13 protein-coding genes are annotated in these 13396 nt (G+C 69.5%); 10 read left to right on the top strand and 3 right to left on the bottom strand.

Translation table 11 applies throughout. The features are described 5' to 3' along the window. The first annotated feature begins 40 nt into the window (after nt 1–40). The 9 genes from U9J66_RS18955 to U9J66_RS18915 all read left to right on the top strand — a co-directional run bounded on the left by U9J66_RS18955 (nt 41) and on the right by U9J66_RS18915 (nt 7145). Nucleotides 41–808, top strand: a complete 768-nt coding sequence (locus tag U9J66_RS18955) for a helix-turn-helix transcriptional regulator (RefSeq protein WP_014910548.1) — start codon at nt 41–43, stop codon at nt 806–808. A 19-nt stretch (nt 809–827) separates the two neighbouring features. Next, a complete protein-coding gene (sufB, locus tag U9J66_RS18950) occupies nt 828–2240 on the top strand; it encodes a Fe-S cluster assembly protein SufB (protein WP_014912019.1) in 1413 nt (470 codons plus the stop codon). Between the two features lies 1 nt (nt 2241). Next, nucleotides 2242–3402 (top strand): Fe-S cluster assembly protein SufD, encoded by a 1161-nt coding sequence (sufD, locus tag U9J66_RS18945; RefSeq protein WP_014909925.1) that lies wholly within the window; start codon nt 2242–2244, stop codon nt 3400–3402. Beyond that, the gene (locus U9J66_RS18940; RefSeq protein WP_014911922.1) at nt 3395–3730 is read left to right on the top strand and encodes a non-heme iron oxygenase ferredoxin subunit; all 336 of its coding nucleotides are present in this window, start codon (nt 3395–3397) and stop codon (nt 3728–3730) included. Before sufD ends, U9J66_RS18940 begins: the two co-directional genes overlap by 8 nt. Before the next feature lie 8 nt (nt 3731–3738). Beyond that, nucleotides 3739–4500: a Fe-S cluster assembly ATPase SufC gene (gene sufC / locus U9J66_RS18935; RefSeq protein WP_014912613.1), complete on the top strand. Its 762-nt coding sequence runs from the start codon at nt 3739–3741 to the stop codon at nt 4498–4500. A gap of 3 nt (nt 4501–4503) precedes the next feature. Then, nucleotides 4504–5787 (top strand): cysteine desulfurase, encoded by a 1284-nt coding sequence (locus U9J66_RS18930; protein WP_014910315.1) that lies wholly within the window; start codon nt 4504–4506, stop codon nt 5785–5787. Nucleotides 5788–5809: 22 nt separating this feature from the next. Continuing rightward, entirely contained in the window at nt 5810–6286 is a 477-nt protein-coding gene (gene sufU, locus U9J66_RS18925) for a Fe-S cluster assembly sulfur transfer protein SufU (RefSeq protein WP_014910223.1), read from the top strand. Further along, nucleotides 6287–6664 (top strand): metal-sulfur cluster assembly factor, encoded by a 378-nt coding sequence (locus U9J66_RS18920; RefSeq protein WP_014910639.1) that lies wholly within the window; start codon nt 6287–6289, stop codon nt 6662–6664. 109 nt (nt 6665–6773) lie between these two features. Then, nucleotides 6774–7145 (top strand): hypothetical protein, encoded by a 372-nt coding sequence (locus U9J66_RS18915; protein ID WP_042283430.1) that lies wholly within the window; start codon nt 6774–6776, stop codon nt 7143–7145. A 51-nt stretch (nt 7146–7196) separates the two neighbouring features. Here U9J66_RS18915 and U9J66_RS18910 read toward each other — a convergent pair whose 3' ends face one another. Both U9J66_RS18910 and U9J66_RS18905 read right to left on the bottom strand, forming a co-directional pair. Continuing rightward, nucleotides 7197–7943 (bottom strand): DUF2470 domain-containing protein, encoded by a 747-nt coding sequence (locus tag U9J66_RS18910; RefSeq protein WP_017535395.1) that lies wholly within the window; start codon nt 7941–7943, stop codon nt 7197–7199. Between the two features lie 142 nt (nt 7944–8085). After that, on the bottom strand, nt 8086–10422 hold the full coding sequence (locus tag U9J66_RS18905) for a hypothetical protein (protein ID WP_326338283.1): 2337 nt from the start codon (nt 10420–10422) through the stop codon (nt 8086–8088). Nucleotides 10423–11122: 700 nt separating this feature from the next. Here U9J66_RS18905 and U9J66_RS18900 point away from each other — a divergent pair. Further along, on the top strand, nt 11123–12064 hold the full coding sequence (locus U9J66_RS18900) for an SGNH/GDSL hydrolase family protein (RefSeq protein ID WP_042283428.1): 942 nt from the start codon (nt 11123–11125) through the stop codon (nt 12062–12064). Nucleotides 12065–12145: 81 nt separating this feature from the next. Here the strand turns inward: U9J66_RS18900 and U9J66_RS18895 are convergent, their stop codons facing one another. Continuing rightward, nucleotides 12146–13366 (bottom strand): EAL domain-containing protein, encoded by a 1221-nt coding sequence (locus U9J66_RS18895; RefSeq protein WP_326338282.1) that lies wholly within the window; start codon nt 13364–13366, stop codon nt 12146–12148. Between the last annotated feature and the right edge of the window lie 30 nt (nt 13367–13396).

The following is a 13396-nucleotide window of genomic DNA, read 5'->3' as shown; positions in this document are numbered from 1 at the left end:
GTCAAAACCACGAGCCGGTAGCGAACGAGGGGGGAGGAGCATGTCCGAGGCACGCCATGCCCCCCGTCCCCTGAACGGGCCCGACCACGGTACCCGCGCCCGCGTCGCCCGGCTCATTCTGGAGAAGGGTCCGATCACCGCGTCCGCCCTGGGCGAGCGGCTCGGTCTGACCCCGGCGGCGATCCGCCGCCATCTCGACCACCTGGCCGGCGAGGGCATGATCGAGGCCCGTGACGCCCGACCGGTGCACGGACGTCGACGCAGAGGGCGCCCCGCCCGCGTCTTCGCCATCACCGAGGCCGGACGCGACGCCTTCGTGCACGCCTACGACGACCTGGCCACCGAGGCCCTGCGTTTCCTCGCGAGGACCGCCGGACCCGAGGCGGTCGGGGAGTTCGCCCAGAGTCAGGTCGCCGACCTGGAGCGGCGCTACAAGCCCATGCTGGACGCGGTTCCCCCGGAGCGACGTGTCCTGCTACTGGCCGAGGCGCTCTCCAACGACGGCTACGCCGCCACCGCCGGCCGGGCTCCGGCCCCCGGAGGCGGCGACCAATTGTGCCAACACCACTGCCCCGTCGCGCACGTGGCCGCCGAGTTCCCGCAGCTCTGCGAGGCCGAGATCGAGGCCTTCGCGCGGCTTCTGGGCACCCCGGTGCGCAGGTTGGCCACCATCGCCCATGGCGACGGTGTGTGCACCACACACGTCACCCCCCGGGGAGACGGCGACGGCGGGGAGCACCACGTCCCCGCGACCAACACCGCTCGCCGTACGGCGAGCGGAGGATCGCAACACCACAAGGACGTCTGAGTCCAGGAGGAGTCCGCGCATGACTTCTGTCGCGCACCCCGAGCTCGAAGGGCTCGGAACATATGAGTACGGCTGGGCCGACTCCGACGAGGCCGGGGCCACGGCCCGTCGTGGTCTGAACGAGGAGGTCGTCCGGGACATCTCGGACAAGAAGAGCGAGCCGGAGTGGATGACCAAGCTCCGTCTGAAGTCGCTCCGGCTCTTCGACAAGAAGCCGATGCCCGACTGGGGCGCGGACCTGTCCAAGATCGACTTCGACAACATCAAGTACTTCGTGCGGTCCACGGAGAAGCAGGCCACCTCCTGGGAGGACCTGCCCGAGGACATCAAGAACACCTACGACAAGCTGGGCATCCCCGAGGCGGAGAAGCAGCGTCTGGTCGCCGGTGTCGCCGCTCAGTACGAGTCCGAGGTCGTCTACCACCAGATCCGCGAGGACCTGGAGGAGCAGGGTGTCATCTTCCTGGACACCGACACCGCGCTCAAGGAGCACCCGGAGATCTTCGAGGAGTACTTCGGCTCCGTGATCCCGGCCGGCGACAACAAGTTCGCCGCGCTCAACACGGCGGTGTGGAGCGGTGGCTCGTTCATCTACGTGCCCAAGAACGTGCACGTGGAGATCCCGCTCCAGGCCTACTTCCGGATCAACACCGAGAACATGGGTCAGTTCGAGCGGACGCTGATCATCGTCGACGAGGGCGCCTACGTCCACTACGTCGAGGGCTGCACCGCGCCGATCTACAAGTCGGACTCGCTGCACTCCGCGGTCGTCGAGATCATCGTCAAGAAGAACGCCCGCTGCCGTTACACGACCATCCAGAACTGGTCGAACAACGTCTTCAACCTGGTCACCAAGCGCGCCATCGCCGAAGAGGGCGCGACCATGGAGTGGGTCGACGGCAACATCGGCTCCCAGGTCACCATGAAGTACCCGGCCGTGTACCTGATGGGCGAGCACGCCAAGGGCGAGACCCTCTCGATCGCGTTCGCGGGCGAGGGTCAGCACCAGGACACCGGCGCCAAGATGGTGCACTGCGCGCCCAACACCTCCTCCAAGGTCGTCTCCAAGTCGGTGGCGCGCGGTGGCGGTCGCTCCTCCTACCGCGGCCTGATCCAGGTCCAGGAGGGGGCGCACCTCGCCAAGTCCTCGGTGGAGTGCGACGCCCTGCTGATCGACACGATCAGCCGTTCCGACACCTACCCCTACAACGACCTGCGCGAGGACGACGTCGAGCTCGCGCACGAGGCCACCGTCTCCAAGGTCAGCGAGGACCAGCTCTTCTACCTGATGAGCCGGGGGATGGGCGAGGAAGAGGCCATGGCCATGGTCGTTCGAGGATTCGTGGAGCCCATCGCCCGGGAGCTCCCGATGGAATACGCGCTGGAGCTGAACCGTCTGATCGAGCTCCAGATGGAAGGATCGGTGGGTTGAGTTGACGACCACGAACACGGAGCCCAAGGCGCACAGCCACGGCCTGGGACAGATCCCGGTCTCCAAGCTCGACACGCACGGCTCCAGCGACGTGAACGACTTCCCCGTCCCGAACGGGCGCGAGGAGGAGTGGCGCTTCACCCCGCTGCGCCGCCTCAAGGGTCTGCACGACTGGAAGGGGACCGCCGACGGCACCGACGAGCTCGTCATCGACGCCCCCGAGGGCGTCACCGTCGAGAAGGTCGGCCGTGACGACGAGCGTCTGGGCAAGGCGGGTCTGCCCGTCGACCGCGTGATCGCGCAGGCCTACAGCTCCTTCGAGCAGGCCACCGTCGTCACCGTGCCGCGCTCGCTGGTCGCCGACAAGGCGATCACGATCGACCGCAAGGGTCTGGGCGGCACCGCCTTCGAGCAGATGGTGATCGACGTCCAGCCGATGGCCGAGGCCACGATCATCATGACCGCCACCGGCACCGGTGTGCGGGCGGGCACCCTCGACATCCACGTCGGTGAGGGCGCCAGGCTCACCCTGGTCAACCTCCAGGAGCAGGACGACGACGCCGTCGAGGTCGGTCAGCACAACGCGCGGATCGGCAAGGACGCCAGCTTCAAGTCGGTCGTCATCACCCTGGGCGGCGACCTGATCCGTCTCTCCCCGCGCGTGTCCTACGAGGGCCGCGGCGGCAACGCCGAGCTCTACGGGCTCTACTTCGCCGGGGACGACCAGCACCACGAGCACCGCTCGCTGATCGACCACAACCTGTCCCACACCCGGTCCCGCGTGGACTACAAGGGCGCGCTCAGCGGCGCCGGGGCCCACACGGTCTGGATCGGTGACGTGATCATCGGCGAGGGCACCGAGGGCACCGACTCCTACGAGCACAACCGGAACCTCCAGCTCACCGACGACACCCGTGTCGACTCCGTGCCGAACCTGGAGATCTTCACCGGTGAGGTGCAGGGGGCCGGACACGCCAGCGCCAGCGGTCGGCTGGACGACATCCACCTCTTCTACCTGTGCTCGCGCGGCATCCCCGCCGAGGAGGCCCGGCGTCTGATCATCCGGGGCTACTTCCTGGACATCGTCAACCGGATCGACGACGAGGACCTGCGCGATCACGTCATGGAGAAGGTCGAGCGAAAGCTTGCCGCACATGAGTGAGACCGACGGCTGGACCAAGGTCGCCGAGCTCGACGAGATCCCCGAGGAAGGTGTCCTGGGGATCGAGACCGACGACGAGACGCCCATCGCGCTGGTGCGCACCGAGGGTGAGATCTACGCGCTGCGCGACGTGTGCTCGCACGCCGAGGTCCGCCTCTCGGAGGGCGAGGTCGAGGACGGGACCATCGAGTGCTGGCTGCACGGTTCCTGCTTCGACCTGAAGTCGGGGGCGCCGATCAACCCGCCCGCGACCCGGCCGGTTCCCACCTACGACGTGAAGATCGACGGCGACGACGTGCTCGTCTCGCTGGATGAGAAGAATTCCTGAGGCTTGAAATGACGAAGTTCGAAATCCGCGGTCTGCGTGCCGACGTCCTCATCAGCGAGGACGAGCGGCAGGAGATCCTCAAGGGCGTCGACCTCACCATCAACTCCGGTGAGACCCACGCCATCATGGGCCCCAACGGCTCCGGCAAGTCCACCCTCGCCTACGCGATCGCGGGCCACCCCCGTTACGAGATCACCGAGGGCGAGGTCCTCCTCGACGGTGAGAACGTCCTGGAGATGGAGGTCGACGAGCGGGCGCGCGCCGGCGTGTTCCTGGCGATGCAGTACCCGGTCGAGGTCCCGGGCGTCTCCATGTCCAACTTCCTGCGCAGCTCCGTCAGCGCGGTGCGCGGCGAGGCCCCCAAGCTCCGGCAGTTCTCCAAGGAGCTCCAGGGCGCGATGAAGGACCTGTCCATCGACTCCTCCTTCGCCGCCCGCGGCGTCAACGAGGGCTTCTCCGGTGGTGAGAAGAAGCGTCACGAGATCCTTCAGCTCGAGCTGCTCAAGCCGAAGGTCGCGATCCTGGACGAGACCGACTCCGGCCTGGACGTCGACGCGCTCAAGATCGTCTCCGAGGGCATCAACCGCGCCCAGGCGGCCAACGACATGGGCGTCATGCTCATCACGCACTACACCCGCATCCTCAACTACGTGAAGCCCGACTTCGTGCACGTCTTCGCGGAGGGTCGCATCGCCGAGTCCGGTGGCCCCGAGCTGGCCGCCGCGCTGGAGTCCGAGGGTTACGAGCGGTTCGTGAAGGCGGGCGCGTAACACATGAGTGATCGCGAGCTGGGACGGCTCGACGTCGCGGCGATCCGGGAGGACTTTCCGATCCTGTCCCGGACCGTCCGTGACGGGCGCCCGTTGGTGTACCTCGACTCCGGGGCTACCTCGCAGAAGCCCCGTCAGGTGCTGGACGCCGAGCGTGAGTTCTACGAACGCCACAACGCGGCGGTGCACCGGGGCGCGCACCAGCTCGCGGAGGAGGCCACCGACGCCTACGAGTCGGCCCGTGAGACCATCGCGTCCTTCATCGGTGCCGACTCGGGCGAGGTGGTGTTCACCAAGAACGCCACCGAGGCGATCAACCTGGTGGCCTACGCCATGAGCAACGCGGCCACCGCCGAGGACGGGCTGCGACGGCTGAAGGTGGGCCCGGGCGACGAGATCGTCGTCACCGAGATGGAGCACCACGCCAACCTGGTGCCCTGGCAGCAGCTCTGTCAGCGCACCGGCGCGACCCTGCGCTGGTTCCCGGTGACCGACGAGGGTCGTCTGGACCTGTCGGACCTGAACGAGATCGTCAACGAGCGCACCAGGATGGTGGCCTTCGCGCACCAGTCCAACGTGCTCGGCACCGTGAACCCGGTCGCCCCGATCACGGCGCGGGCCCGCGAGGTCGGCGCGCTGGTGCTGCTGGACGCCTGCCAGTCGGTGCCGCACATGCCGGTCGACGTGGCCGCCCTGGACGTGGACTTCCTCGCCTTCTCCGGTCACAAGATGCTCGGCCCCAACGGGATCGGTGTCCTGTGGGGACGGCGCGAGCTGCTGGAGGCGATGCCTCCGTTCATCAGCGGCGGCTCGATGATCGGAGTGGTGCACATGGACCACTCGACCTGGGCGGAACCGCCTCAGCGTTTCGAGGCCGGTGTGCCGATGGCCCCGCAGGCCGTCGGTCTGGCCGCGGCCTGTGACTACCTGTCCAAGGTGGGTATGGATCTGGTCGCCGATCACGAGCGCGCGCTCACCGAATACGCCCTGAAGCAGATCGGGGCGATCGAGGGCGCGAGCATCGTGGGGCCGAACGAGATCGCCGACCGGGGCGGCGCGGTGTCGTTCGCGGTGGAGGACATCCACCCGCACGACCTGGGCCAGGTCCTGGACGACAGGGGGGTCGAGGTGCGGGTGGGCCACCACTGTGCCTGGCCGCTGCACCGTAAGCTCGGCATCGTCGCGACCACGCGCGCGTCCTTCTACCTCTACAACACGATGGAGGACGTGGACGCGCTCGCGGAGGCGATCCGGGCCGCCCAGAGGTTCTTCGGGACCCGGGCCTAGTAATCGAGGATTCTGCCTGATCATGCAGTTGGACGCGATGTACCAGGAGATCATCCTGGACCACTATCGGAACCCGCATCACAAAGGGCTGCGGGATCCGCACGACGCCGAGGCGCACCACATTAACCCCACCTGTGGGGACGAGGTGACGCTGCGGGTGGCGTTGACGCCCGCCTCCGGGGCGACCGGTCTGGACGAGAAGGCGATCGTCAGCGACGTCTCCTATGAGGGGATGGGCTGCTCGATCAGTCAGGCCAGCACCTCGGTGCTCACCGACCTGCTGATCGGCCGGTCGGTGGCCGAGGGGATGGAGACCCTGAACGCGTTCACCGAGATGATGCAGTCCAAGGGCAAGGGTGAACCCGACGAGGACGTGCTGGAGGACGCGGTGGCGTTCGTCGGCGTGTCCAAGTACCCGGCCCGGATCAAGTGCGCCCTGCTGGGGTGGATGGCCTGGAAGGACGCGGTCTCGCAGTCCTTGGAGAAGGAAGGCGCCTGAATGAGCGAGAACGAGAGCACGACGACCGAGACCGCCGAGAAGCCCGAGGCCGCTCCGCTCTCTCCTGAACAGGAGAAGCTGGCCGAGGAGATCGAAGAGGCGCTCAAGGACGTCATCGACCCCGAGCTCGGGGTGAACATCGTGGACCTGGGTCTGCTGTACGGGGTGAACGCGGACGACTCCTCGATCACCCTGGACATGACCCTGACCAGCGCGGCCTGCCCGCTGACGGACGTGATCGAGGACCAGGCCAACAGCGCCCTGGACGAGTTCGAGCGCGACGTCAAGATCAACTGGGTCTGGATGCCGCCGTGGGGTCCGGACAAGATCACCGACGACGGTCGGGACCAGCTGCGCATGCTGGGCTTCAACGTCTGATCCGATCCGACGTGCGAACGGGCCGGGACCTCATGAGGTCCCGGCCCGCCGTCGTTCCTCATGAGGCCCCGCGCCCCGGGGCCGCGAGGGGGTGGGGCAGGATATCGCCATGGCCCCCTCCGTCGCCGTGTCCGGCGCCTCCGTTCGACGATCGACCTCCGCCTGGTGGATCCCCGTGTGGGTGCTGTCCGCCCTCGCCTCGTTGGGCGTCGCCCTGGTGACCCAGGGCTCCCTGTTCCTCGTCTCCCAGGACCACCCCGCCTGGTGGGGTCCGTGGGTCTTCTTCTGGCTGTGGCCCACGGTGTGGCTGCTGATGACGCCGGTCGGTGTCACCCACTTCGTTCTGGTGTGCACGCGCCGTGCGAGCGTGATGCGCCGTCGCCTGCTGATCGCGCAGGTCGTGGCGATGTCCCTCTACCAGGTCACGAGCTGGGGTCTCTTCGCGGCCGTCGGACTCACGGAGGGCTTCTACGCGGCCTGAGGGCGATGCCGATGGGCGTCCGTATCGTTCGAGTGCGCCGGGCCCGGGGTCTCACCAGAGGGGGGAGTGGGCGAGTTCGTGGACCCGGTGCGCGACCTCGTGCGGGGTGCGGGCCGGGCGGTGGAAGGGGATCAGCACGTCGTGGTCGCCATCGGACCCCTCCATGCGGAGGCGCAGCCCGTAGCGGTCCACCCCCAGGGGACGTGGCCGGCCCTCGGGCAGGGGGACCGGGCAATGGCGGACGACCGCGTGCAGCAGGTCGCCGTGGTCCCGCTCCAGGTGGCGGAGCCAGGGGCCTTCCCAGCGGTCGAAGGGGTCCGCCCGCAGGGAGGTGAACTCCTCCGGGGACAGCAGGTGGCAGCCGTCGTTGTCGGAGTACATGATCAGGTGGGGCTCCAGGACGACCATGGTGCGTCCGTGGCCCAGGTCGAGGAGGCGTTCGTCGGGATCGTCCTCCACCGCCTCGAGGGCCAGGTCCCGGGCCCGCCGGGCGGAGGGCAGCCGCAGGTTCCCGTTGATCCAGAGCAGGGAGCGGACCCGGTCGCGCAGGTCGACGGGGGCGGTGTCGGTGAACTCGATGGTGACCTCGTGGCCCTCGGGGTCGAGCAGGGCCAGGAGACGGTGCCGGTCCGGGATCAGCAGGGTGACCTCGCCGTCGGGGCCGGTGTGACAGGCGGGGCCGGTCAGGTGCAGGGACGCCTCGGAGGTCGTCACGGTCGCCGGGTTCGGGCGGGCCAGGACGGAACGGGCCCGCTCGACGGGGGACGGGGCCAGGGTGTTCGGGGACAGGAGGATCACCTCAGTTCTCTTAGGTAAGGCTAACCTACATCTTCCCTCGTGCTCTGTCACGCCCGGAACGTGACGAATCGGCCCGTGAACACCGCGAGCACGACGAAGGCCCGCGACCGATACGTGGTCGCGGGCCTTCGACGAGACGGCTCTAGCGAGCGGCGAACATGCCCGAACGCAGCTCACCGGCGATGTCCTCGTCGCCGCGCAGGGACAGGACGTCGAGCAGTGCCCGGGGCTCGGCCAACGACTCGTCGCCGTTGTCGGTCACCCGGCGGGAGAGGATGCGCAGGGCCTCCTCGGTGGACGCCGGAGCGGTGTAGCCGATCAGGTGCAGGGCCCGGGCGGCGGGGGAGTGGCCGCTCAGATCGCTCACCGGCAGCTTGCGCGCGTCCAACCGATCCCCGGTCACCGTGATGAAGATACGGTCGCCGGGCTGGGCCGCCTGCCGACGCAGGAGCGGACGCAACGAGTCGAAGGCCGGTTGGTCGCGCCAGACCAGCACCAACAGATCGGCGCCCGGGGCGGTCAGACACAGCAGACGACCCGGCTGGAGACCCAGGTGGGTGGCGTACCCGGGGGGCACCGCCACCGGGGCCCCGTTGAGGTGATCGGCGGTGATGTCGATGCGGTGCCACCAACGCCCGTCCGGGGCGCGGAAACAGCGGGCCGACAGGGCCGGTTCACTGGCTCCGCGCGGCGGCGGGTCGTGGACGAGCCCCACCGGAGGGACCGGAGCGGGCGGGGCCATCGTGTTCGCGCGCAGCGGCGGGGCCGTCCCCTGGATCTGGTCGGGTCTTTGCGGGGGCCCGGTCCGTACGGGCGGAGGGAAAGCGGGCTCGGGGGCCGGGGCCTCCGGGCGGCGGCGGATCGGCAGCCCGTTCTCGGTGGTGGCCCCGGACCCGTCCGGGGAGTGGTCGCCACCGGGGGCCTCCACGGGCACGGAGGTGTCCACGTGCACACGGCCCTCGCGCAGGCTCACCCCCGGCGTGCTCAACAGCCAGGCGCGCAGCTCCTGTTGGCGGACACCGATCCGACCCAACCGGATACCGGCCTCGGTGAGGTCGGGGGCGTCCCCCAACAGCTCACGGGTCTGAAGGCGCAGACGGTTGGGGTCGTCGGCGATGAGCCACCCGTTGTGCATCCGCCGATCGGTGAACAGGGTGATGATCACGCGCCACAACGGGGTGTGCAGCGTGGGCACATCCACCGGATGATCGGGGTGGGCGTTGATGAGCCGGTCGATGGTGGTGGCGGCGCCCAACTGTTCGGACAGCTCGCGCAGGTGTTTGGTGATGGCCGCGCCCTCGGGAGAGGCGAGCCAGCGCAACAGTCGCTCCTCGACCTTGCGCTGGGCGCCGCGGATCTCGGTGACGTCCACCGAGATCTGCTCGGACAGGACGCGGATGCTGATGGGGTCGGTGGCGAAGAGCCGTTCGGCCGCCACCGTCCGCTCCAACTCGGGCCAGGAACGGACCATCTCCTCGACCAGGTCCACCAGTGGGTGGCGTCCCAGGACGGGTGCGGGCGGCTGTTCCTCGGGCTGGTCGCGCATGGCCTTGGGCGGGCCGAAGCTGGGCCGGCGCAGGGTGCGTCCGGGGCCGAGCAGGGAGCTGCGGAACTGGGAGCGCAGGTCGCCCAGGCCCGAACCGGAGGGCTTCTCGGGTTCGGGTGCCGGGGTGGTGCCGGGGATCATCGCCGCCGAGCTCACCATGCCGCCGCCGACCCGATTCGGGGAGGGCGGAACGGTGTCGCTCGAGGAGGGCATGGTCTCGGCCGCGGAGCCGGACACCTCCTCGGGGGACCGCTCCCGCTCGCGCTGGTCGCGATGGGCCCGGAGCGCGCGAAGGGTGCGGATCGCCCGGGTGGCCGGGCTCTGCGGCGGGTTCGACCCCTCCGCGATCTCCTCGGGCGAGTCCGGGACACCGCTCGCCCCGGTGGCCGCGTCGAGGTAGTCGAGGGCGCTGCGCACGTGTTCGGGCGCGGTGTCGGGGAGCCAGTTCGAGATGGTGCGCACGGCCTCCAGCATCAGGGCGGGAGAGGGCGTGGGGCCGCTCGGCAGTTCACAGCAGGGTTGGAGGGCACGCCAGGCGACGGTGCTGACGATGTCGAGGACACCGCATTCGTCCAGAGACCAGCCGGAGATCTCCTGAGGGGTGGCGGAGATCAGGTGGTCCCAGTCGCCGGCGGTGGCCACGACCGCGCCGCGTACGGGTTCGGAGAGTTCGGAACAGTCCACGGGTCTGCTGCGCAGACTCGGGAGGAACTCCTCTAGGGGGACGTGCTCCCACTGCTCGACGGCGAGCCTGGCCAGGCCGTGGGCCAACCAGGGAGGACCGGCGATGTCCAGGACGCGGGTGACCGGAAGGGAGCGCCACCAACCGTCGATGAGCCGGTCGTGTCGGAGCAGGGGTGCCACGTCCGGCGACCTCGACCAGCGCAGTGCCGGAGCGAGGTCGACGAGGCAGATCGGAGAGACGGCGTTCATCCGCTGGGGACCTCGACCTCCTGGTGTCTGCACGTGAATTGGGGAGGAACCGCACGGGCCTTCGGTTCGATGCACCACAGTACGCGCCCTGAGCCCTGAGGGGGGACGGGCCGGTGAGTGCTCCGAGCGGGTCGCGTGGGGGAACAGCGGGTCGGAGTCGACGGTGCCGTGAGTGCTTCACGAGATCGTACGTGCCCGGGACGCACATGGGTAGTCCCGGGGGACCCGGTCGACGGAAGATGGATCGTGACCACGGTGTGCGGTCTCCGTGACGGAGGGGATCCACGATAAGAGCTCAACGAAATGTCGAAAAGGTATGTGAGCTACCCCATAGGCGTCCTGAGGCTCTTCACGTGTCCTTCGTCCGTTGCCCGTACAGAGAGACCCCGCTTCTCCGACACGACGCCCGGAACGAGTACGGGCGCGTGCCGAGAACCAGGGCGAACAGGGCGGTCCAGTGGTCTCCGACACGCACGAATCCGGCTCGCCGATGTCGAGCGAGGGTATGCTGGATGGGCACTTTCCTCGCCCGAGCGCCGTTCGGTTCCGGTGTCCACGGCCGGTCCCGGACCGACGGCGCTCGGACACGCACGGGGCAGCGGCAGACCGCGACCCGCCACGACTTCCGCTCCCTCGCCCCGGTGCTCGACAGGCGTGGGGCGGTCGATCCGGATGATTGGTTGACGTGACAGACCTTGAGATGAATCCCCCCGCTGCCGGTGCCGTGGACAGACCGCAGGTCATTCGGTCCTACGTCGCCATCGGCGACAGCCTCACCGAGGGGATGGAGGACGACAGCGGACCGGGCGGCGAGTACCGGGGTTTCGCGGACCGTCTCGCCGAGCACCTCGGCACCCTGACCCCGGACTTCCGTTACGCGAACCTGGGCGTGCGCGGCCGGCGGATGCGCCACATCTTCGGCGAACAGCTCGAACAGACCCTGGAGTGGAAGCCCGACCTGGTCACCGTGCTGGCCGGGGGCAACGACGTCCTGCGGCCCGGCAACGACCTGGACGAATTGGCCGAACAGTTCGAGCAGGGCGTACGCCGTCTGCGCGACGCGGGGATCCGTGTCGTGATCCTGGCCGGACACGACACCGGTTGGATCCCCGTCCTGCGCCTGTACCGGGGGCGTATCGCGGTCTTCAGCATGCACATGCGCGCGGTCGCCGAACGCACCGGCACCGAGATCGTCGACCTGTGGGCCCTCAACGCCCTCAACGACCCTCGTGCCTGGGGCGACGACCGCCTGCACCCCAACGGCGCCGGCCATCAGATCGTCGCCGCCCGGGTCGCCGACCTGCTCGGACACCCGATGGGACCGCGCGAGTCCTGGACCGACCCCTGGGCCACGCCGCCCCGCCAGCTTCCGCGCATCCTGCGCCGTCGGGAGAACCGCCGCTGGGCACGCCAGTACCTGGTGCCGTGGCTGCGTCGTCGCGCCATGGGCCGCTCCTCCGGCGACGGTCTGCTTCCCCGCCGCCCCGAGCTGGACTACCTCTACGACGAGGAGACCCGCGAGCGACTGCGCCGGGAGCTGGAGCGGGCCGAGGCCCTTCCCCGACAGGACGATCGCTCCGTCGAGGACGCGCGGCCCACGATCAGCCCCTCGGGGGTCAAGGGGCCCGAACCCCTGCGCTGAACGCCTCACCACGGCCGACCGACGGGTCCCGCGCCCCACCGGGCACGGGACCCGCGCGCGGTCGTGGGCCGGAGCGGTCGTTCAACGTCGGGACAGGGACTGGATGAGGTCGCTGACGTGCACGACCCCCAGGCACTGGCCGTAGGGGTTGGTTACGATCAGGTCGTCGTAGACACGCTCACGGTCCTGGCCCGCCACCCGGAGGGCGGCGATCGCCGAGGTCCAGGCGGGAACGGTCCGAGGGGACTCGGCCAGGCGCAGGGCCGGGCGCTTGGCGTGCAGCGCGTGGCCGTACCGTCCGGTCACCGACAGCAGGAACCGCGTCCGGTCGATCACCCCGATCGGTTTGTCCTGGTGGTCGATCAGCACCACGCTGTTGAGCGCGGTGTCGCCGGTGAAGGCCTCCAACACCTGCCCACCGGTGGACTCGGCGTCGAAGTCGACCGGGGGGACCATGAACTCGGTGACCCGGGGCCCGGCGTCGGAGTCGTCCAGGGCGGCGGCCGTCGGCTCGGGCACCGGCGTCACCTTCTCTCCGGGGCGCCAACCCGGATCGGCGAAGAAGTCGCCGCTCCCCAAGCGGACCCCGCACGCGCGCAGACGCACGACCTCCTCGCTTCGGGACACCTCGGCGGCCAAGGCGTACACTCCGCCGCTGCGGCCGATCCGGGTCAGCCCCTCCACGATCCCGCCGTTGCGCTGATCGCCGTCGATCCCCGACACGAGTCGCGGGTCCAACCGGATCAGGAAGGGAGCGGCCTCCACCACCAGATCCGGCCGGGCCATCGCGGTGCCGAAACCGCACCGGAACCCCCGGGCGCGCAGCCCGACGACCCCGGCCAGGATCCGTCCACGGGGCAGATCGACCAGGTCGGGTGTGAGCATCAGGGTGACGTCGCGCGGACGACGACCGGCCCGGCGCAACGCGCTCTCGGCCAGGGAGGGCAGATCGGCCCGGTCGGCGAGGGCCGCCGAGGGCAACGGCAGGATCAGCGGGAGGGGACTCTCGGCCCCGACACCGGACCTGACCAGGGAGGAGAGCCATTCGGCCGAGAGCGAGGCCACGCGCCCGCTCCCGTCGGCCCGTTCCAACCCTCGCGGTACGGGGACCACGATCTCCACCGCCACGACGGCGCCGGAGTCCAGATCCACGATGGGGCGGAAGGAAGGGCCGCGGCCGGACCCCGATCCGCGTTCCACGGCGTCGGGCCCCGGGCGTGTGTGCTGGTTGCGCAGGGTGGACACACCACCATCGTGGCCCGAGGACGGCACCGACCTGAAGCCCTGTTCGCGGCTGTTCAACGGTTCTTGGCCCGCGGGGCCACACCCGTT

This window comes from Nocardiopsis sp. LDBS1602, from assembly GCF_035818715.1.
Taxonomy (GTDB): domain Bacteria; phylum Actinomycetota; class Actinomycetes; order Streptosporangiales; family Streptosporangiaceae; genus Nocardiopsis; species Nocardiopsis alba.
This window is presented reverse-complemented; position numbering and strand designations above follow the sequence as displayed.

Excerpts from the sequence above, each read along its gene's own strand:
- U9J66_RS18955 (WP_014910548.1), top strand. The coding sequence starts at position 41 with ATGTCCGAGGCACGCCATGCCCCCCGTCCCCTGAACGGGCCCGACCAC.
- sufB (WP_014912019.1), top strand. The coding sequence starts at position 828 with ATGACTTCTGTCGCGCACCCCGAGCTCGAAGGGCTCGGAACATATGAG.
- U9J66_RS18940 (WP_014911922.1), top strand. The coding sequence starts at position 3,395 with ATGAGTGAGACCGACGGCTGGACCAAGGTCGCCGAGCTCGACGAGATC.
- sufC (WP_014912613.1), top strand. The coding sequence starts at position 3,739 with ATGACGAAGTTCGAAATCCGCGGTCTGCGTGCCGACGTCCTCATCAGC.
- U9J66_RS18930 (WP_014910315.1), top strand. The coding sequence starts at position 4,504 with ATGAGTGATCGCGAGCTGGGACGGCTCGACGTCGCGGCGATCCGGGAG.
- sufU (WP_014910223.1), top strand. The coding sequence starts at position 5,810 with ATGCAGTTGGACGCGATGTACCAGGAGATCATCCTGGACCACTATCGG.
- U9J66_RS18920 (WP_014910639.1), top strand. The coding sequence starts at position 6,287 with ATGAGCGAGAACGAGAGCACGACGACCGAGACCGCCGAGAAGCCCGAG.
- U9J66_RS18915 (WP_042283430.1), top strand. The coding sequence starts at position 6,774 with ATGGCCCCCTCCGTCGCCGTGTCCGGCGCCTCCGTTCGACGATCGACC.
- U9J66_RS18905 (WP_326338283.1), bottom strand. The coding sequence starts at position 10,422 with ATGAACGCCGTCTCTCCGATCTGCCTCGTCGACCTCGCTCCGGCACTG.
- U9J66_RS18900 (WP_042283428.1), top strand. The coding sequence starts at position 11,123 with ATGAATCCCCCCGCTGCCGGTGCCGTGGACAGACCGCAGGTCATTCGG.